Origin of the sequence: Enterococcus sp. C76, assembly GCF_040886985.1 — a bacterium.
Classification (GTDB): domain Bacteria; phylum Bacillota; class Bacilli; order Lactobacillales; family Enterococcaceae; genus Enterococcus_B; species Enterococcus_B lactis.
In genome coordinates this window covers 147,431-168,656 of sequence record NZ_JBFOEY010000001.1, presented here as the reverse complement: position 1 = coordinate 168,656, position 21,226 = coordinate 147,431, and the positions used below count along the sequence as shown (strand labels likewise).

Genomic DNA, 21,226 nt, shown 5'->3' with positions numbered 1-21,226 from the left:
TTATTCGTAAAAAAAGAGCGTGGGGCAAAAGTAAAGAACACTTTTGTCTCACGCTCTAAAAACGTATAAACGGCGGAAGCAGAAGCAACTCCTTCGGAAATAAGCTGAAATTCACAAAAATTTGAAAAGCAATTTTCGTGAATTTCTTCTTATTTCTTGGAGTTAAACGCTTCTGTCCCAGCCTTTTTTTTCATTATTATTTGATTTTCAATGTCAAAGCATTCAGCGCTACGACTACCGTACTTAATGACATCAAGACAGCACCAACTGCTGGACTTAATAGGATACCAATTGGTGCAAGTATTCCGGCTGCTAGTGGGATTGCGAGAATATTGTACCCTGCTCCCCACCAGAGGTTCTGGATCATTTTCTTTCGCGTTTGCTTAGCTAAATCAAGGAAATGCAAAATATCTTTTGGATCACTGTTTGTCAAGACGACATCCGCAGAATCGATCGCGATATCTGTTCCTGCACCTATTGCCATCCCAATAGAAGCACGGGCTAAACTTGGCGCATCATTGATCCCATCACCCACCATGATTACTTTTTTCCCTTGGTCAAGATATCTCTGGACAACAGCTTCTTTATCATCTGGTAATAAACCGCCGTAATATTCTTCGATTCCTAAATAATCTGCTACTGCTTGAGCAGCATTTTTATTGTCGCCAGTAAGCATGACTGGAGTGATTTTTCTTTCCTTCAATGTTCGGATAAACTCTTTTGCTTCTGTTTTTACTACGTCACCTAAAGCAACGATTGCAGCTAGATGATTTTCTAAAATCAGGAAGCTGATGGTATTTCCTTGTTCTTGGTAAGGTTTCAATAATGCTTGTTCTACGTTTAATCCGAGACGCTCAACTTCTTTTTCATTAACTATTTTCACTTGTTGGTTTTTGACTGTTGCCTCTAGCCCAACTCCTGAAAGATTTTTTAGATTTTCGGCTTGATAAGGCTTGATTTCATGTTCTTTCAAATAATTCATAATGCCAACAGCCAATGGATGATTGGCATTCGCTTCCAATGCTCCTAAATATTGAAGGATTTCATTTTTATTGAACGCATCATCAAGAACTTCGACACCCGTTACCGTAAATTTTCCTTCTGTCAGTGTCCCGGTTTTGTCCAACATGATCACATCTAGATCATTGGCTTGCTCCAGTGCGTTGCGGTTTTTCAATAGCAATCCGTTTTTAGCGGCGATCGATGTGGAACGAGCAACAACTAATGGGATAGCTAAACCCAGAGCATGAGGACAGGCGATGATAAAGACAGTCACCATGCGTTCCAATGCATTAGGAAGATCTGTCAAGAACAACCATGCGATAAATGCCAAGATACCGACAATTAAGGCAACATAAAACAGCCATTTTGCCACTTTATCTGATAATGACTCTAGCTTAGATTTTTCTCCTTGTGCTTTTCGCACCATTTCCATAACCTTCGCTAGATACCCATTTTCACCAGTTCCAGTTACTTCGATTTCGATCGTTCCATCCCCATTGATAGAACCGCCGATCACTTTGTCATTGGCTCGTTTTTTGATTCCTTTTGATTCGCCAGTCACAGCTGATTCGTCAACGATTGTTTCACCTTTCAAGATAACACCATCTGTTGGCATTTTGTCACCGGAACGGACGATCAAATGATCGCCTTCCTTTACTTCTTTTAGTGAGACTGTCTCTTCTTTTCCTTCTTTCGTCAAGCGTTTCACTGATTCTGGCAGTAATTCTGCTAGTTTTTGTAAAGCATTGCTGGCATTCGAAACAGCGTTCATTTCGATCCAGTGACCTAGCAACATAATGACGATCAATGTAGCTAATTCCCAGAAGAAATCCATGACGTGCGTATGAGGATTGATCAGATTCGCGATAAACGAATAGACACTATAAATATATGCAACTGTAATCCCCATCGCGATCAGCGTCATCATAGCAGGACTTTTTTGTTTCAATTCCATTTTTGCTCCGCTTAAAAATGGCTGTCCGCCATAGATAAACAGTATAGTTGCTAAGATCAGTACGAGCCAATCCGAACCAGGAAATGTTATTTGGAAGGGAAATTCCATTCCCATCATCGGTGAAAAAAGAATGATTGGGATAGCTAGGATAAGCGATAGCCAAAATTTTTGTTTGAAATTCCCCATGTGCATGGAATGATCCATACCGCCATGTTCGTGATCCATGTGCATCGAATGGTCCATTTCTTTGCTGTCCGCTATATCTCCATGGTTATGTCCCATATGCATTGAATGGTCCATCTGGCTATGGTCATGCTTCATCTCCATCTGTTTTTCGTTTGAATGAGCACTTTCTTTGTTTCCTGCTTCTTTTTTATGCTCCTGTTTTTTCTCCATATCGTTCCCGTTCATTTTTACTCCATCCCTTCTCTTACTTTTTCATGTGCCGATTTAAGCTCAGGGAGTTCAACAATACACTGACGGAACTAAACGCCATCGCTCCTCCTGCAATGATTGGATTCAAAAAGCCTAATGCAGCAAAAGGAATGCCAATCGTATTATAGACAAAAGCCCAGAAAAGATTTTGTTTGATTTTTCTCAATGTCATTCTAGACAACTCGATTGTTTGAGCAATGGACGCCAAACTACTATTCATCAGCGTTACATCTGCTGTTTCCATCGCGATGTCCGTTCCACTTCCCATTGCCATACCAACATCAGCTAATGCGAGAGCTGGCGCATCATTGATTCCATCACCTGCCATACCGACTTTTTTGCCATCTTTCTGCAGTTTTTCCACATAGGCTGCTTTATCCTCTGGAAGTACTTCGGCAAAGATGTGCATTGGATCAATACCCACTTGTTTACCGATCGTTTCGGCTGCCAGTTTGTTGTCTCCTGTCAGCATAAAGACATCTAATCCTTTATCCTGTAACTGCTTGATTGCTTGTTTGGCTTCTTGTTTGATTTGATCTGCCACGGCAATCAGCCCGATCACTTGCTTTTCATCAGCTAAAAACATGACTGTTTTTCCCTGCTGTTCTAATTCTAACGCGTGTTCTTGGTATTCATCAAATGATAGGTTCAATTCAATTAATCGTTTACGTGTACCCGCAAAATAGCGTACTCCGTTAATCGTACCGCTGATTCCAGCACCTGGATGAGCTGTAAAATCAATCATATCGTATGTTGCTGCTTCTTGCAGTTTTCCGTATTCCACGATTGCTTTACCTAGTGGATGTTCAGAAGCTTGTTCTAAAGTATAAAAAATAGATAGGACTTCTTTAGAACCGACTAGATCTGTAACTTTGGGCTTTCCTTCTGTAATCGTTCCAGTTTTATCCAAAACAATGCTGTCTAAGTGAGCAGCTGCTTCTAATGCTTCTCCGCCTTTAATTAAGATTCCGTTTCGTGCGCCAACACCCGTTCCTACCATGATAGCTGTTGGAGTCGCTAAACCTAATGCACATGGACACGCAATGACTAATACAGAGACGCTATGGATCAATGCAAGTTGCCAATCACCCGTGATCAAACCTGTCGCCACTAGCGTGATGAATGCAATGACTAAAACGATCGGAACAAAAATCCCTGAGATTCGATCCGCGATTTTTTGAATTGGTGCTTTGCTTCCTTGAGCGTCTTCCACCATTTGGATGATTTGAGCTAAAACTGTCTGCTTACCAACTTGTGTGACTGCCATATGAAGCAGACCATTCGTATTGATCGTTCCGCCAAAGAGTGTGTCATCTGGATTCTTTTCTACAGGAAGACTTTCGCCAGTAAGCATACTTTCATCGATCGCACTACTTCCTGAAATGATTCGACCATCTGCTGGGATCTGCTCACCAGGACGGATGACTAGCTGATCGCCAACGACGACTTCTTCAATCGCTAACGTTTCTTCTTTACCGTTTCTTATTACTTGAGCTGTTTTTGTTTGAAGAGACATCAATTGTTTGATTGCATTACCTGTTTTCGTTTTTGCTGTATGTTCCAAATATTTGCCGAGCAAAATCAACGTGATGATCATACTGCTGCTTTCAAAATAAAGATCTTGGGGATGTCCACGGAAAAATCCATTGTAAATGCTCAATGCAAAAGCAGCTGATGTTCCGATTGCTACCAGTACATCCATATTTGGTGCTTTCGTCTTGATTGCATGATACGCCCCTTTATAAAAACGAGCACCAACATAAAATTGGACAGGTGTAGACAGAACTAACTGAACGATTGGCAGATGAAAAAAGTGAACAATTACCGCATGGCTCCCCAACATCATGGCAATCATTGACAGCATCAATGGCAAAGTCAAAATCGTACTCAATACAAGATCGAATAGCATTTTTTTCAAATATGCTTGCTTTTCTTCCGCAATTTTTTGTTTATGGGCTTCATCGTACAAAATCGCACCATAGCCGATATTCTCTACGCTTTGGATTAATTTTTCAGTGGTCGTCCCTTCATATTTGACACTTGCTTTTTCAGTGGCCAAGTTGACTGTGGCATTGACAACACCAGGTTGTCCGTTCAGCTCTTTTTCGATCCTAGCAGAACAATTTGCACAAGTCATACCTGTAATAACGAATGTGTCCATTTTGGTTTCTGCTGCTGCCATCAAATCACCTCTGCTTTATATCCCAATCCATTGATTGCTTGACAGATCTTTTCGGATTGGACTTTTGTTTCATCAAACTTGACTGTACCGTTTGCTTTTTTCAAGTTCACTTTTACTTTCTGTACGCCGTCAAGTGCGCTTACCGCTTCTTCGACTCTTGCAACACAATGATTGCAGCTCATACCTTCGATTGAAAATTGTTGTTTCATTTTTTCTTCCTCCTATTGATGTTGTTTACATTCACATTGACCTGGGATACAGTTACATTCGATTGTTTCGACTGGTTGCTTTTGTTCTAATTGTTTCAAGATTTCATTGATATCTTCTTGAGTCAAAGTAGCTTCTTCTACTAGATCCGCAATCGTCTCTCCAATCCTTTTTGCACAGATATGGGAAAAAAGATTTTCCGTCGCACTACGAACTGTTTCCATCTCTGAGACAGCTGGATGATAAATGAATTTTTTTCCTTCTTGTTCTGTCCAGATCACTTCTTTTTTTACCAAACGTCCCAGCAAAGTTTTGATCGTTGCTGGTTTCCAATCCATCGAATCAGCTAAGATCTGCGTGATTTCTTGAGCAGTCGTCTGTCCAAGTGTCCAAATAACCCGCATGATCTCCCATTCTGAATCGCTGATTTTTACCGGCGTTTTGACTTTCTCCATTTATTTCACACCTTTCGTTTACAAATGTAATCAATAACTTATGAATACAGATTACACTTGTAAACAAAAACTGTCAATTATTTTTGCTCTCTATTTTCAATTTAGTTAAAAATTCTTGTTTTTCCCCTCTTGTTTTAAGGATGATCAGTTTGTTTCGTGCATGGTTTTCTTGGATCAGCTGTTGTATTTTCAATTCATTGTTTTCTTCAAAATGCCAGATAAAAGATAAAAATTCTACGTATTCCCTATTTAGTTTCTCTGTAAATGCTTCAGGCATATCTGGCCGTGATTTTTTGTTTATCTTTCTTTTTAGAGAACGCCAAACTACTCGGTAGATGGCGACATAACGCGGCACTTTAAGCCAAATGATTTTATCTGCTTCTTTGATTCTCTCTTCTAACGTAGAAGTATAATTTCCTTCAACGATCCATGACGGATTAGATACCATAAACGATTGCTGTTCTTGCAAAAACCACTTTTTTGCCTGAATACTGTAATCTGTTGTATGCCATAAAAGGTCTAGCGGCAGTAGCGGAAAGCCCGTGATTTCTTTGATCTTCCTTGCGAGGGTCGATTTTCCCGACCCACTTTGTCCAATCACGATGATCTTCATTTTCCTCCCTCACTTCTCTTTGGAATTTGGTTCGATCATACCATTTATAACGCCACAAAAAAACAAGAGTTGGCTCTACACGCCTACTCTTGCAAGAAGTAATTTTATTTTAAGACTGAACCACAGTTTCTGGCTCAGTGATTTCTTTATTTTTGTCTCGACGAGCGATAGCTGGCAAGATCATGCCTAATAAGATCAAGACGATTGGTGTGATGATATTCGTGAATAGCTGGAACCACCATGCTTTAGGATCCGCAGTATAATCTACTTTTGGCACCATTCCTAAGATACAGGCGAACGCAGTGAAGGCAAAGCACCAAGCACCGAAGATAAACCCGATTTTTGGATTTTTGACAAATTTATATTCAGAATTGAATTTCTTATAAGCTTTATTCAACATCATATACGCCAAGAATACCCATAGGTAACGCATTGGCATAACAACTGAGTTCAAGTTCGTCAACCATTTAACTAATTCATTCATATCTTTGATACCGAAGATTGGCAGCAAAATAATGATTCCTACTAGGATACCTGTCAAAAGATAGCCGTTTACTAATGTACCTTTATGACTACGTTTACGTAGCCAGTTTGGTACGAATTCTGGATCTGCATCTGCTAACAAGATTTTTAACGGTGCATCGATTGAAAAGGCTAATGCGGAGATTTGCCCGATCATATTTGTCAATGCGTAAATAATCATCAATGAGTTACCGATACCATAGTAATTACCTAAAATTTGAAAAGCACTGTATGCCCCATTTGCCATCAAGTCTTTAGGGATATTATCGCTAGCAAACAGCATGCCCATTGCGACTGAACCTAATACAGCACAAATCCCTACCATTGCTGCTAAGAAAATCATCCCTTTAGGAAATTCTTTTGCAGGGTTTCTTGTAGAGTTGACATAAGGGGATATTTTTTCCGCTCCTCCAACTGCAAACACTAACATAGAGACGGTTGTGAAATAACTGAAGTCAAAGGTTGGAATATATGTTTTCACTTGATTCATATGCGGTGTGGCAAATTCCATCGTTGGGTTGATGAACGGTGCCGTTACTGCTAAAAGAATAAATAAGATCGACATAACGAACATCGCTGTTCCGGCTAATCCGCCGATCACTTTCAACGTAGAAAGTCCTTTTGTTGATAAATATAAAAAGGCAAGAAATATAATAAGTGAAATAACTGCTACCATTTGGACTGACATCGTATTTACGATATTTCCATTTCCTTGGACCGCCCAACCCCCTGCAATCAGGATGGCTTGAGGTTTTTGTGCCAAATAAGGAATATGCACGACCCAGTAAGTCCAAGCAGCATAATATGCCAGTCGTTTATTGGATGTCGTATTTTCGACCCATGAACTGACGCCTCCTTTACTATCCTTGAAGGCTGATCCTAATTGTCCAACGATCAATGCGTATGGAATGAAATAAATGGCTAGAATCAATAGCCAAGAGGTGACAACTGATACTCCTTGCTGGGCATAGTTATTAACTACATTCCCCATGCCCCAAACCATGTTGAATGCAATTAACGCAACAGTGAACCAGCGTAATTGTTTATTGTTCATTCGTTCTCTCCTTTATAATAAAAATTTGTTAACCAAATGTAATCATATTCAATTTTTAACAAACTTACAAGACAGCGTTATTTTATGTGTGTATTCTTTTATTTAATACACATCATTTTTTCATATTTTTTTCCATCAAAAAAAGGAGTTGTTTTCTTTCATTTCATTGATTTTATTGTATTTAAAGCAATTTTGAATTTTCTGCAAAATTAAAAACATCAGTTATTTTATAATCTTAGCCATTTTCTTTGTATTCTTTTATTAAGAAAAAGGTATAAAAAAAGAGGACGCTCATTCGTCCTCTCTACTGGTCAATATTTATTTTTTACATGTAAGCTTCGCATGGCATTCAAAACAGCTAGGACTGTTACCCCGACATCTGCAAATACTGCATCTCCCATTGTTGCAAAACCAAAAGCACCTAAGGCAAGTACCAATATTTTTATCCCAATAGCAAAAACAATGTTCTGCTTGACGATCTTCAATGTTTTCTTTGCTAACTGGATCGCATCTGCAATCTTCGATGGTTGATCGTTCATGATGACTACATCTGCTGCTTCAATTGCAGCATCGCTTCCTAACCCACCCATTGCAATCCCTACATCTGCTCTTGCTAGCACTGGTGCATCGTTGATTCCATCTCCGACAAAGGCGGTCTTTTTATTGCTTCTTTGTAAGATTTCCTCTAACCGCTGTACTTTATCTTCTGGGAGTAGTTCACTGTATATCTTGTCCACGCCAACTTGCTTCCCGATATGATCAGCGATTTTTTTCGAATCACCTGTCAACATGACTGTGTGCTTGACACCAGCCTGTTTTAGTTGAACCAATGCGTCTACGGCATCTTCTTTCAAGGTATCCGCAATGACAAGATAACCACTATAACTTTGGTCGATTGCTATATAAAGCAATGTACCGATTTCTTGACTTGAAGGAAAAGAGATCTCAAACCTTTCCATCAATTTGTGATTACCTACTATTATTTGTTTGCTGTCAACTTCAGCTAAGATCCCTTCACCTGCAAATTCTTGGATATTTGTTGCCGGTAAAAGCGGACCTTCGTAGCCTTCTAAAACGGATTGCGCAATCGGATGTGTAGAAAACTGTTCTGCACTTGCAACATATTGCATAAATTTCTTTGGATCAATTCCTGTTGGATCGATCGTCTGGATCGAAAAGTCGCCTTTCGTTAATGTGCCAGTTTTATCGAATATCACTGTCTCAGTTTGTGCAAGCAATTCCAAATAATTTGAACCTTTTATTAATACACCAATTTTACTTGCTCCGCCGATTCCACCAAAGAAACTAAGTGGTACGGAAATCACTAATGCACATGGACATGAGATCACTAAAAATGTCAACGCCCGATAGATCCATTCAGAAAACGCCGCTCCAGAAACTATTGGAGGTAAAACAGCCAATAAGACGGCCAACCCTACAACGACTGGTGTATAATATCGCGCGAATTTGGTAATGAAATTTTCAGCTGGTGCTTTTTTGCTGCTGGCATTTTCTACTAATTCTAATAATTTACTGATGGTAGAATTTTCATAGGATTTTTCTACTTGAACTAAAAATGGTTTATTTTTATTGATAAATCCACTTAATACTGTTTCGCCAACATATACAGATTTAGGAACGGATTCACCTGTAAGTGCGGATGTATCGACTAATGATTCTCCTTCGATGATCGTTCCATCTAACGGTACACGTTCACCAGGCTTAACAAGTACATACTGACCAATCCGCACGTCTTCAGGATTCACGGTCATCAATCCTTCTGCTGTCTGTATGTGCGCTGTTTCTGGACGGATAGCCATCAATTCACGAATTGATTTTCTTGAATGATTGACTGCCAATCCTTGAAAATATTCGCCGATTTGATAAAATAGCATCACTGCTACGGCTTCTGGATATTCACCGATCAACATAGCGCCGATTGTAGCAACAGACATGAGGAAATTTTCATCAAAGATTTGTCCTTTGACGATATTCATCACCGCTTTTTTCACTACATCATATCCTATCAGCAGATAAATCAATAAATACCCTATCAAACGAATTGGTTCATTAAAATCAAATAATAGCAAGACAGCGATACCTGCAAGTGAAAATAAAATCCGGATCAGCGTGTTTCTCTCTTTTTCATTTCCATGTTCAGATACTTTTTCCTTGTCTATTTCTGTTACCTTGACATCTGGTTCTAATTCCCTCACTACTTTTTTCGTTTCCTGTTCAACCGCAGCTAATCGATCTTCCTCTACGTCAATCGTTAGTTTTCCAGAAGTGAAATTTACCGTTGCTTCCTTGACTCCATCGATTTGCTGGACTCCTTTTTCGATTTTCATCGCACAGTTCGCACAGTCTAAACCTTCTAATCTGTAACTTTTCATTTTAATGACCTCCTCGCCTTAACATATGAATATCTCTTCATAACTAATTATAAATGAATGTACATTCATATGTCAAGGTATCCGAAAGAAAAAATGAGTTTTCAAAACATAAAAAGAACCAGATCAAACACGTGATAGTTGTGTTTCATCCAGTTCTCTCGTTCATAAAACATGTTTAGGACACTCTTTTAGAACATCCTGACTTATATAATCTCTGCACCAAATGGCATCAACGCCAATCGAGCAAGTTTGAAAGATTGCTTTGCAAATGGTATCCCTATAATCGTGATACATAGAAGGATGCCGCTGACGACATGTCCAAGAGCAATTGGGAGACCTGAAACGATCAGCCAGATGATGTTGACAATCAATGACATGCCGGACTGGTGGTAAATTACTTCTTTGCCAAAAGGCGCAAAAGAAAGGGAGGCGATTTTAAAACACTGCATACCGATAGGGATACCAATGATCGTGATACACCAAAGTACCCCTGCTGCTAACCAGCTAAGACCCCCAATTAGTCCGCCAAATATGAACCAGATGACATTTCCTAAACAACTCATTGTATTTCTCCTTTTATTACTGTTTTTAATTAGAACTGGACAAAAAACGATTTGATTTTTCGTTTTTTAGCTTCCAGCATCAAGTATTCCGCAAATCTTTTTTGGATTTCTTCCGTTTTTTCTTTTGTTACTAATGTGTGTTGGATTAGTTTTCCTGCTGGTCGCTGATCCACCCGTTCTTCTGATTGCTGTTCATCTGCTTGCGCAAAACCGATGATCCGGTTTTCTTTTGTTACAGCAACGATCAATAGTTTATTCCTATCATGTAGTTCAGCTGCCGTTTTTACTTTTACGAATGATTCTGGATGATCAGTAATCAGCTGATTGATTTGAGGGAGATCTTCTTTTACTGCCCTTCGTATTTCCATCATTTCTCCCTTTTCTTTCGTTCATTTTTATTTCCACTAAAAAAATCAACTGCGGAAATCGCATCTATCCAACTTTGTGCAATAATCTCGTGTCCGCCAATCGTTGGATGCACGCCATCTTCTTTTGTATATTTCGAAAAACCATAAGCGATTCCTAAAGCATTGAATATCCCATCTAAAGGAATCAGCAATGTGCCATATTCTTTTGCGAGTTTACGAACGGTTTGGATCTTAGGGTCTAAGTCTTTGCGCCACCCATAACGATCATTTGTCACAGGAAGTACAAAAGGCTCCATTAAGACGATATTGCAGATTCCAGCTGCTTGAAGTTCATTTAGTAACTCTCGATAAACGGATTCAAATTGCTGCACAGATTTCTCAGTGCCGAATATAGCTTGATCTCCAGTATTATGCCACGTATCATTGATTCCAATCAAAATCGATACATAATCAGGTTGCAGAGCTAAACAATCTTTTTGCCAGCGTGCTTGCAGATCTGCAATTTTGTCTCCTCCTATCCCACGGTTTATACATTCAAATTCCATCGTTGGATATTGTGAGATTAGTTTCCCGGCAATCAAAAGCGGATACCCTTTACCTAGATCCGTTGCTTCTGAACGGTCTCTTCCTGCGTCTGTAATGCTGTCACCAATAAATAACACACGTGTTTTCATTTGTCAAAAACTCCTTTTTGAATAAAACGACGATTTTCTTCTTTATATTATCCCATAAGCTCTACCAAGACGAAAGAGAAAATAGATGTATAAAAAAAGACACCCGCCTAGTTTCTTCAAACGATTGGATGAATACTCAGCAAGTGCCTAGTTTTTTATGCTTTTTTCTTAACGTGCCGTATTTTTCTTGATTCCTTCGTTGTTTGATTCAGTGAAATCGATCAGACCTAAGTTTCCGTCAATCAGCCCACTGTCGCCCGTCAAACTCAAAATATGACGAGAAGCATCAAAACGTATATTCATATGCTCATCTAAGTCTGCCAACGAATATCCCTTTACTAATATCTCTCCTAGATTGCTTGGGATAGATTGGTCATAACTTTCTGTCGACATATCTGATCCGATGATTCCAAGGGTGAATTGAACTTGCATGTGGATCATTGCATGCTGAGAATACGGACCTACTCCATCTTCGAATGTTAATATTAGTTTGTTTCCAGGTGCTAGATACTGCTTTATTTCAGCAGCAGAAGCATCATCAAATCGAATTTCCATTTGAATCGCCTTCTTTGTATATGTTTGATTGATCGCGATTTCATTATAGAACCTTGTGAATCAAATAGCAATTTCTTTTGCTCTCTTCTCTTGTCTGCTGGAAACTTCCTTTATCCCATATTTTAAAAAAAGAACTGCGAGAGTTCGCAGTTCTTTTTTAGAATAAACGGTGTTCAATCAGCTGACCCTCGATATTAGCTCAAAAAACGGTAAAATATGAGAAGCTATTTTTCCGTTTTGTTTCTCTAATACTCAGGTCAAGGCACTGATTTCACAACCTCTTCCTTAAACGGTGTTCAAAAGCCAGTTTCTCGGTATTAAGCCAAATTTATGCAAAAATGTGGAAAGCCATTTTCACAAAATTTTTCTTACTACTCGAAACTAAACAGCTTTTTCATCACTTCTTATGGATAAATTCGGTTCAACAAACGTGGGAATGGAATAGCTTCACGCACATGGTCAATACCAGCAATCCAAGTGACTGTTCGTTCAAGACCTAGACCAAAGCCAGAGTGCGGAACAGAACCGTATTTACGTAAATCAAGGTACCATGAATATTCTTTTTCATCCAAACCGTGATTACGGATTTGTTCTAACAAGAAATCATAGTCCGTTGCCCGTTCGCTTCCGCCAATGATTTCACCGTAGCCTTCTGGTGCGATCATATCTGCACAGATCACCACGTCTTCTCTTGTTGGATGTGGTTTCATGTAGAATGGCTTGATGGCTTTTGGATAGTTTAGGATAAAGACAGGTTGTTCGAATGAATTTGCAATGAACGTTTCATGAGGTGAACCAAAATCTTCGCCCCATTCGATGTCATCAAATCCATTTTTCTTCAGTAATTCGATTGCATCATCGTAAGTAATACGAGGGAATGGCAATTTTGTATAAGTTTTTAAGACTTCTTTGTCTCGTCCTAGTACATCCAATGCGTATTCGCAATGATCTAAAACATTTTGTACTAAGAAGGCTACATATTGCTCCTGTACTTCTAAACTTTCTTCTTGGTGAGTGAAGGCCATTTCTGGTTCGATCATCCAGAATTCAATCAAGTGACGACGTGTCTTTGATTTTTCAGCACGGAAAGTCGGACCGAATGAAAAGACTTTTCCGAAAGCCATAGCAGCAGCTTCCATATATAATTGGCCACTTTGAGATAAATAGGCTTTTTGATCAAAGTAGTTTGTTTCGAATAGATCCGTTGTGCCTTCTGGTGCTGAACCAGTCAAGATTGGCGGATCGATTTTGACAAAATGATGTTGATTAAAGAATTCATACGTTGCACGAATGATTTCATTTCTGATTTGCATGATCGCATGTTGTCTTGAAGAACGTAGCCATAAATGACGATGATCCATCAAGAAATCTGTTCCGTGTTCTTTTGGTGTGATTGGATAATCATGGCTCTCGCTTACTACTTCCACATTTGTAATCCCGATTTCATAACCGAATTTTGAACGGCTGTCTTCACGGATTTCTCCAGTTACTAGCACAGATGTTTCTTGGTGCAGATTTTTAGCTGTTTGGAAAACTTCTTCTGGCACTTCGCTTTTTACAACCACCCCTTGGAAAAAGGCTGTTCCATCTCTTAATTGTAAAAATGCGATTTTTCCGCTTGATCGTTTATTTGCGACCCAAGCGCCGATTGTTACTGTTTCTCCCACATGGTTTTTCGAATCGATGATTTGAATTTGTTCCACGTATGACTCTCCTTTTATATTCCTTGAATTTCTTCAGGATTAATTTTGACTTTTACTCTCAATAAATTGCTTGATTCTGCGTACCGCTTCTTCTAACGTAGCACGATCAGTCGCATAACTCATGCGGACATTTTCTGGTGCCCCAAAGCCTTCGCCAGTCACAAGTGCTACTCCTGTTTCTTCTAAAAGATCTTCTACCCATTGTGTGACATTTTCATACTTACACATGCGTAGCGTTTCTTTTACATTAGGAAAAAGATAGAAAGCTCCTTGCGGCTTTTCAAGAGAAACACCTGGCAGTTCTGCCACAAGCGGATATAACGTATTCAGGCGTTCTTCAAAGGCATTCCGCATTTCTTCCACTGTATCTTGCTCACCTTTCAATGCTTCAACAGCTGCATATTGACTGACTGCGGTCGGATTGCTAGTTGACTGGGAAGCAATAGCAATCATTCCATTGATAATTTCAGGATTCCCAACCGCATAACCGATGCGCCAGCCTGTCATCGCATAGGTCTTAGACACGCCATTGATGATGATGGTCTGATTTTTGATTGCTTCTGAAATCGTTGCAATTGGAGTAAACTCATTGCCATTATAAACTAAACGACCATAAATATCATCAGCAACTATCAAAATATCATTTTTTACTGCCCATTCACCAATTGCCTGCAGTTCATTCTTGCTATAAATCATTCCAGTCGGATTCGATGGCGAATTGATGATCACGGCTTTTGTTTTTCCTGAACGTGCTTGTTCTAACTGTTCAACAGTAACTTTCCAGTTATTAGATTCTTTCCCTTTCACAAAGACAGGAAGACCTTCTGCCAGTTTCACTTGCTCGCCATAACTGACCCAATAAGGCACAGGAATGATGACTTCATCTTGTGGGTCCAAGATTGTTTGAAAAAGTGTATACAAAGCAAATTTCGCGCCATTTGTTACGACCGTTTGTGAAGATTCATAGACAAGTCCATCGTTTTTCTTCAGATAATCAACGATTGCCTGTCGAAGTTCTGGGATTCCTGCTGTTGGTGTATAATAGCTAGCTTTTCCGTTGCGGATTGCTTCGATTGCTGCTTCTTGGATGTTTTCTGGTGTCGCAAAATCCGGTTCTCCCACAGTCAAACTCAGCACATCTCTTCCTTTTGCTTTTAACGCCTTGGCTTTTGCCGCAGCTGCCAAAGTAACAGATGGTTCTAATCGTTTCGTTCTTTTTGATAACTCCATCCCATTCATTCCTTTACCTATTAAATTCCCTTGATCGTCTTGACTTCATCTCCTGATTCAAAACCAATCAGGTAATAATTCAATTTTCCATTTGTTTCTTTTCCTACTACTTCCCATACAGGCTGATCATCGTACATTCCTAAAGCTGCTTTTTCGATTTGGATTTCAGGATGAGCTGCAGCAATTGTTTGTTTCGCTTCGTTTTCAGTCAATCCCTTCGTTTGATCCAATACTTTTACTTTTTCACCAGATTTAGGAATGATAACGGCGATTTCTTTTCCTTTATCATTCGTACCCGTCAATGAAAAGTACGTTTTCTTTCGAGTAAACCAGTAAAAATGATCGGCTTCCTCGAGATTTGCATATTTCTTTGCGATTTCTACTGCTTCTTTTTTCGCCTGGACCGCCGGACGACTGGAACGCAAGTAAAAAATCGAGCTGATCACGATGACCGCTAATAAAAATACAATCAAGCCAAGCAATACGCGATTAATCGTTTTTTCCTTTGTCTGTTTTTTCTTCAAGGGTCGTCGCTCCTTTATCTTCATTCCTTTTCATTATAGCAGATTTTAATGATGAAAAAAGACGGCACCATTAACTTCCTTCTTCATTTTTCTTTAAGAATTCATGGATATCCTGATAGATTTCATCCATAGCTAGCTCTTTTATCGGTACTTTTTTCGGTAATGCATGGATGATTCGTGCACCATATTTTGCAGTGACTAATCTCCGATCCAAAATAAGTAATACGCCACGATCTGTCTCCGTCCTTATCAAACGACCTAATGCTTGGCGTAACTTCAAAGCTGCTTTAGGCACGGATTCCTGATAAAAAGGATTGATCCCCTCTGATTCCAGATAAGCATTCCTAGCTTTGACCATCGGACGTAACGGGTTGTCGAAGGGTAAACGTGTGACTACAACAATCTGTAAAGCATCTCCAGGTAAATCTACACCTTCCCAAAAGCTGTCAGCACCAAATAAGACGCTTTTTTCTGACAAAATGAAGCGTTTCAAAAGTTTTTCCCGACTTCCGCCAAATCCTTGAGCAAGAATTTCACGTCCTTTTTCTAGCATAGACAAATGCATTTTCTGATATACCTTTTGTAAAACATCATGAGAAGTGAATAAAACAAGGATCGGCCGATCTTCTTGTTCAATCAATCCTGTGAGTGCTGCTTCTAAATAATCGATATATGCTTGATTGCTGACTTGATGGACTGCAGGTGCTTCTTTCGGCACATAGATTCTTGCCTGTTTCTCGTAATCATAAGGAGAAGCAATCACTTTAAGAGGTGCTGCTTCAATGCCAAGTCGTTTAGAGAGATACTGTCGATTAGGTCCGATCTTCAGTGTTCCTCCAATATAAAGAATATGGTCATATCGAGGATACCACACAGTTGACGGCAACATAGCTGCTTGAAAATCATGGAGATGAAAAATCATCTGCTGTGCTGTATTCCCAGGAACGAACCAATGGATCAAATGATCTCGCCAGTCTTCTAGCCATTGGTCCATCAGCAAGTATTGCTTGTCTAATTGATCAAATAAGCTATATAAACTTGCTAAATCGATCCGCATCTGGTTGGTCCAACTTTCTTGGATAATCTCAAAAGTCAAGCGCATCTGTGATTGTAGTTGTTGGATCTCTTGATAAAAAAGTTGCAGATGATCCATTGCTGTTCCAGATTCCAGTGGCAGCTGATTCAACATTTCTTTTGTCATCATGACTTCTTCTGGATATTGTCCGTTAGGCTGCTTGCTGCTTACTAAGTTCATTAATCCCTCTGCCACACAAATCTGCGCTTCGCATAGTGCAGAGAGTTCTTCTCGATAAATCGACAACCAGCGCAAGGCTTCATGTTCCTTCGGCAAATAACTTTGTATGCGGTCAAATAACTGATTCGGCTCTTCCAGTTGCTGGATTTGTTTATGGAAGTAGTTAATACTTAGTCGTTTGTCATTTACTTTTTCAGCAATTTCCGGCAAATGATGCACTTCATCAATCAACAAATAAGGACTAGCTGGAAGCAATGGTTCTTTTCGCTGTGTTTCTTGTACTAAAAATGCATGGTTGACTATCAAAAAATTGCTTTGTTTGATTTTCTTTTGCAAGAAACGCACAAAGTCTTGTTTGTAAAACGACTGATTCCTTGCTAAAAACCCAGTGCCTCTGTGCGCGACATCTGCAAAGAATGCATGGTTCAGATTGGTTAAATGTAATTCATCCAAATCACCGGTCTTCGTTTGTGTTAGCCAAACTAAGACAGCCATTTGGTACAAAGCATATTGTTTTTGTCCCAGCGGTTCCACAAGTGTACCTTTAAAACGCTGTAAATCAATATAGTGGCGATAGCTTTTGATAATCACAGGTTGTATCGGCTGATCTAGCAATTGATTCAGTAATGGAATGTCTTTTTCCATGATCTGCTGCTGCAAAACAAGCGAAACGGTGCTGATGACAGCTGGTTTTTCAGGTGTAGCCAAATAACTCAAAGGCAACAGATAACCAATCGTTTTGCCCATTCCTGTAGCTGCTTCGATCATCAAATCTTTTGATTCATCTTTTGTGAAATGGTCGTAGACAGCATTCATCAGCCTGTTCTGTTCTTTTCGATACATCAGTGTTTTACCAAACATTTTTTCTTTTGCTTGTTTTTTTCTTGGATATGTCCGCTCGCCATAATGGACGGATGTGAATAGTTCCACTTCTTTTTTCTGCAAAGCTAGCCCATCGATGATTTCTAATGAGAGATCAAGGGGCTCCGGGTTTTCTTTCATTTCTTCAAGCACGTGGTAAATGAAACGACTCGTATCCATTCCTGTATGGCTACTCAATCGTGCAATCTGCTCTAATGTGATGATTGGCAATTTCCTCATTCGTTCTTCGATCAGTAAAAGAAGCTGACCTGTCACTTCGGCATCACTATCCGCCTGATGAGGATTCTCATGAATAAAGCCAAGGCTTTCTGACAAATCAGCTAAGCGAAAACTTGGTTCCGTCGGCAAGAAAATTTGTGCAAGTTCTACGGTATCGATGCCCGGTATCTTCAAACTAGGAAGTCCACATCGCATGAGTTCATGGTTCAAAAAATTATAATCAAAATAAATATTATGCGCGACAAATATGGTGTCTGCCAAAAGATTGTAAATCGTTTGGGCGACATCTTCAAAATAAGGCGCTTTTTGGACGCGTTGATTCGTGATCCCTGTTAAATGCTGGATTTGTTTTGAAATCTTCCGCCCTGGATGAATATCGATCGAAAAACGTGAAGTGATTCGACCAGCTTCAATCATGACGCAGCCAAATTGGATGATCCGATCTTCTTTTGGATTCGTCCCAGTCGTCTCGATATCAACGACTGCATAAGTTCTTGGTTTCAAAATATCTTCCTCTTCTCCTGCCTCTAATGTTCTTTTGAAATTATACTACAAAGTGCAGAAAAATACTCTCATCGCTTTTTAAGGAAAAAAAGACAAAAAAGCCCAGACACATAAATGTCTGGACTTTTATTTTTAATATAGGTGAATTAAGCTTTAGTAACGTTTGTTGCTTGAGGTCCGCGTTGACCTTCTTCAACGTCGAAAGTTACTGCTTGGCCTTCTTCTAAAGTTTTGAATCCGTCGCCTTGGATAGCTGAGAAATGAACGAATACATCGTTTCCGTTTTCTGCAGTGATGAATCCAAATCCTTTTTCTGAGTTAAACCATTTTACTGTACCTGTTTCCATAATAAAAATCCTCCTTGTGTTTCAACACATATTTTGCAATTACTTGAATGGTGTATATCTGGAAGATGTTTATTTGAAACAAGCTACCACAGATTACCGAACAAAAACTACTTCTACAGTATATCATACCGTTTACAAAAACGCTAGAGTTTTTCGATATTTTTTTATAAAAAAATGTTTTCTCAGCGATTACATCAAGTGAAAAACCGAACTTTCTTAATGACAAACGTTCTATTGTTCAGATACCCCTCTTTCGATCCTTTGCACCTCTTTAAACTAAAAAAATTATTCTGTCTGACTATTTATTGTTTCTGTTTCAACGGTTGAGGATGGGGAAGACTCTTTAGTAGGTCTGATGTTCTCATGGTATTTCTGATAGCCTATGACAGTGACCAGAAGAACAAGACAAACCAATACGATCAACGAGATTAATTTTTCTTTTTTGTTCATACCTATACCTCATAAATGACAGGATGATGCCCATCATATTTCTGAGCATGGGTAACAGCAAAAGCTGCAGCTGTTGAATGGAAGAAATGCCAGCAACTTTCGTAATCACATGACGGACAATACCAAAAATAACCAAACCTTGGCTGCAAAGCCCGTTCTTCTGTTTCAGGGAACGCAGAATCAAACGCTGATGTCTGCGCATAAATATTTTTGTACATACGTGCGCCTGTGCTTAGAGAACGCTGTGTTTCTTCTGCAAAAACTGGTTGACTTGTTAAACTTAGGGATAGAGACAGCAAACACCATAACAGTCTTTTTTTCATAAAGACCTCCTTATCGATAAGTTTTTCCCAATTAAAATCATATCTCAAGAACGACCGTTATTTGCATTTCATTCATAAATGGTGTTTTTTGTATCATAATCGTCAAAAAAGAGGTCGTGACGATGTCACGACCTCTTGATAAACGATGTTCCAGAAGTAACTTCTTCGGAAATAAGCCGAAATTTCACAAAAATTTGAGAAATAATTTTCGTAAATCTCTTCTTATTTCTTGATGCAGAACAGCTTTTTCTCTCTAATACTCAGGTCAAAACACTGATTTCACAGCCTCTTTTAATAACGAAGAATCGCTGTCAGACTCTTTTCATCTGGCGCATCTTTTTGATCCAAAATAAACACTTTCCCACCATTAATAATCACATCGTCTGCCAAAGCATTCAGCACTTGACGCCGATCATATTCTGTTTCAGGATCTTCTCCGAAACCATCAGCTAAGTTTGACGTAGCGATAAACAAATGGGATACTTTTCCTTCTTTCGCAGCTGGAACGATATCAACTAACTGATCAATGAATTTTTTATCTAAAAGTTTATTGTACTCTTTTGATTCTTGGGCTGCTAGTTCACTTGACAGCTTCTTCGCTCCTTCTTCAATATCTCTAAAGGATAGTTGTGATGGAGAAGCAGAAATCGCAACGTCTGCACAATAGTAAGGATTTTTGGCGATTTTTTTGAACATCGTCTGATTTTCTGGTAGAGCGAATAAATAAATCGGCCATTGTTCAGGATTTTCGAAAGAATCCTTCAAGTACGTATCAACTGCTTGGTAATAGTTGACCCAATCGATCTCTACTTCTTCATCTTTTGGATTCACGCCATGGAAAGTCACGCCATCTCGGGCACCGCCCCCTCCATTAGAAGAGAAGTTCAAACCGCCACCTGTCAGTTCAGATCCCAATGCAGTAACGACATCAACCGGTGCCCCTTCTGGTAGAGATACTTCTTTTACTTGTTTGTTGCTGACTTCATACAATTTCATGGAGTCGCGGTTCAATCCCAACAGATAATAGGAATAGTTGAACTGTCCATTTTTGATAATGGCCAGTAAATAAGGAAGATCACTTACATAATATTGATCGTCTACCGGGATACTCAAACGATGGATATAGGTTTGATCAGCAGTTATAATGACCGCTACACTCGTAGTTGCACTACGCCAGAACGAAGGATCTCCTAACAAATTTTCAATTTTTTCTTGGAACGGGGACCAGTCATGCTCGGAATATTTTTTTTCAAAACGTTTCTTTGCTTCTTTTGCAAAATTTTTGAATTTGATTTGATCTTTTTCCACATCTTGATGTGCGACATGCGTATTCAGCATGATCGTGACGAACGGTCCTTTAGCGCCTTCTGAAGTCAATTGTGACAATAGTTCTTTATCCTTTTTTGCCATAAACGTACCCCTCCTAAAAAAATCATTCCTTTGTGTCTATCTAAAGTCTACCACAACACTATTTTTCCATACAATAAAACGTATCTAAAAAAATAAAACGGTTTCTTCAGTTGGGTATTTTGCAATTTTTTTAAGTTATCTTCATACTTTCCTCAATTTTTTAGGCACAGTCTTCAACTATTCTTCATGAAAGGCTGTTAGACTAAGAAAAAGAATAAAAGAGGTGGACCTTATGCATTTGATTATGATTTTTAGTTTATTAAGTATCATCAGCTTATTTGCTTTCAGCGCTTCCCGCTTATTAGAGGCGGAAACACAGCCTGTTCCTATAAAAGTACGAAAAAATGACCGCTAACCTTTTCATAACGCGCGTTCTTATCCTAAAGTTTTTTTCAGAAACA

20 protein-coding genes are annotated in these 21,226 nt (G+C 39.2%); 1 reads left to right on the top strand and 19 read right to left on the bottom strand.

The genetic code is table 11. The features are described from left to right. Positions 1–196: 196 nt before the first annotated feature. The 19 genes from copB to AB3I00_RS00775 all read right to left on the bottom strand — a co-directional run bounded on the left by copB (position 197) and on the right by AB3I00_RS00775 (position 20,825). Positions 197–2,368, bottom strand: coding sequence for a copper/silver-translocating P-type ATPase CopB (gene copB, locus AB3I00_RS00865; protein ID WP_368024607.1), 2,172 nt, complete (start codon positions 2,366–2,368; stop codon positions 197–199). A gap of 19 nt (positions 2,369–2,387) precedes the next feature. Continuing rightward, a complete protein-coding gene (locus AB3I00_RS00860; protein ID WP_368024606.1) occupies positions 2,388–4,574 on the bottom strand; it encodes a heavy metal translocating P-type ATPase in 2,187 nt (728 codons plus the stop codon). Continuing rightward, positions 4,574–4,783, bottom strand: a complete 210-nt coding sequence (copZ, locus tag AB3I00_RS00855; protein ID WP_002291786.1) for a copper chaperone CopZ — start codon at positions 4,781–4,783, stop codon at positions 4,574–4,576. The genes AB3I00_RS00860 and copZ overlap by 1 nt, the downstream gene beginning before the upstream one ends. 12 nt (positions 4,784–4,795) lie before the next feature. Further along, positions 4,796–5,236, bottom strand: a complete 441-nt coding sequence (locus AB3I00_RS00850; protein WP_002291784.1) for a CopY/TcrY family copper transport repressor — start codon at positions 5,234–5,236, stop codon at positions 4,796–4,798. Between the two features lie 73 nt (positions 5,237–5,309). Beyond that, complete coding sequence (locus AB3I00_RS00845; protein WP_368024605.1) at positions 5,310–5,849, bottom strand: topology modulation protein; 540 nt, start codon at positions 5,847–5,849, stop codon at positions 5,310–5,312. A 109-nt stretch (positions 5,850–5,958) separates the two neighbouring features. Next, complete coding sequence (locus tag AB3I00_RS00840; RefSeq protein ID WP_002308699.1) at positions 5,959–7,425, bottom strand: APC family permease; 1,467 nt, start codon at positions 7,423–7,425, stop codon at positions 5,959–5,961. A 311-nt stretch (positions 7,426–7,736) separates the two neighbouring features. After that, a complete protein-coding gene (locus tag AB3I00_RS00835) occupies positions 7,737–9,818 on the bottom strand; it encodes a heavy metal translocating P-type ATPase (RefSeq protein WP_368024604.1) in 2,082 nt (693 codons plus the stop codon). 203 nt (positions 9,819–10,021) lie between these two features. Further along, positions 10,022–10,381: a YccF domain-containing protein gene (locus tag AB3I00_RS00830; protein WP_002291778.1), complete on the bottom strand. Its 360-nt coding sequence runs from the start codon at positions 10,379–10,381 to the stop codon at positions 10,022–10,024. A gap of 29 nt (positions 10,382–10,410) precedes the next feature. Further along, complete coding sequence (locus AB3I00_RS00825; RefSeq protein WP_002316395.1) at positions 10,411–10,752, bottom strand: hypothetical protein; 342 nt, start codon at positions 10,750–10,752, stop codon at positions 10,411–10,413. Further along, the gene (locus AB3I00_RS00820) at positions 10,749–11,423 is read right to left on the bottom strand and encodes an SGNH/GDSL hydrolase family protein (protein WP_002291774.1); all 675 of its coding nucleotides are present in this window, start codon (positions 11,421–11,423) and stop codon (positions 10,749–10,751) included. The genes AB3I00_RS00825 and AB3I00_RS00820 overlap by 4 nt, the downstream gene beginning before the upstream one ends. A gap of 168 nt (positions 11,424–11,591) precedes the next feature. Next, positions 11,592–11,978 (bottom strand): iron-sulfur cluster biosynthesis family protein, encoded by a 387-nt coding sequence (locus AB3I00_RS00815; protein ID WP_002328482.1) that lies wholly within the window; start codon positions 11,976–11,978, stop codon positions 11,592–11,594. Positions 11,979–12,382: 404 nt separating this feature from the next. Beyond that, the gene (gene asnS / locus AB3I00_RS00810; protein ID WP_002291771.1) at positions 12,383–13,681 is read right to left on the bottom strand and encodes an asparagine--tRNA ligase; all 1,299 of its coding nucleotides are present in this window, start codon (positions 13,679–13,681) and stop codon (positions 12,383–12,385) included. A 39-nt stretch (positions 13,682–13,720) separates the two neighbouring features. Continuing rightward, complete coding sequence (locus tag AB3I00_RS00805; RefSeq protein ID WP_368024603.1) at positions 13,721–14,911, bottom strand: pyridoxal phosphate-dependent aminotransferase; 1,191 nt, start codon at positions 14,909–14,911, stop codon at positions 13,721–13,723. A 20-nt stretch (positions 14,912–14,931) separates the two neighbouring features. Next, complete coding sequence (locus tag AB3I00_RS00800) at positions 14,932–15,459, bottom strand: DUF5590 domain-containing protein (RefSeq protein ID WP_002348809.1); 528 nt, start codon at positions 15,457–15,459, stop codon at positions 14,932–14,934. A 46-nt stretch (positions 15,460–15,505) separates the two neighbouring features. Then, entirely contained in the window at positions 15,506–18,295 is a 2,790-nt protein-coding gene (locus tag AB3I00_RS00795; protein WP_368024602.1) for a helicase C-terminal domain-containing protein, read from the bottom strand. Between the two features lie 146 nt (positions 18,296–18,441). After that, a complete protein-coding gene (locus tag AB3I00_RS00790) occupies positions 18,442–18,642 on the bottom strand; it encodes a cold-shock protein (RefSeq protein WP_002288762.1) in 201 nt (66 codons plus the stop codon). A 285-nt stretch (positions 18,643–18,927) separates the two neighbouring features. Next, positions 18,928–19,092: a hypothetical protein gene (locus AB3I00_RS00785; protein WP_002291763.1), complete on the bottom strand. Its 165-nt coding sequence runs from the start codon at positions 19,090–19,092 to the stop codon at positions 18,928–18,930. 2 nt (positions 19,093–19,094) lie between these two features. Then, on the bottom strand, positions 19,095–19,415 hold the full coding sequence (locus AB3I00_RS00780; protein WP_002291761.1) for a hypothetical protein: 321 nt from the start codon (positions 19,413–19,415) through the stop codon (positions 19,095–19,097). Between the two features lie 291 nt (positions 19,416–19,706). Beyond that, positions 19,707–20,825 carry a hypothetical protein gene (locus AB3I00_RS00775; RefSeq protein ID WP_016628963.1) on the bottom strand — a complete coding sequence of 373 codons (1,119 nt, stop codon included), beginning with the start codon at positions 20,823–20,825 and terminating at the stop codon, positions 19,707–19,709. Positions 20,826–21,057: 232 nt separating this feature from the next. Between AB3I00_RS00775 and AB3I00_RS00770 the strand changes: the two genes are divergently transcribed. Further along, complete coding sequence (locus AB3I00_RS00770) at positions 21,058–21,180, top strand: hypothetical protein (protein ID WP_002294875.1); 123 nt, start codon at positions 21,058–21,060, stop codon at positions 21,178–21,180. Positions 21,181–21,226: the final 46 nt, after the last annotated feature.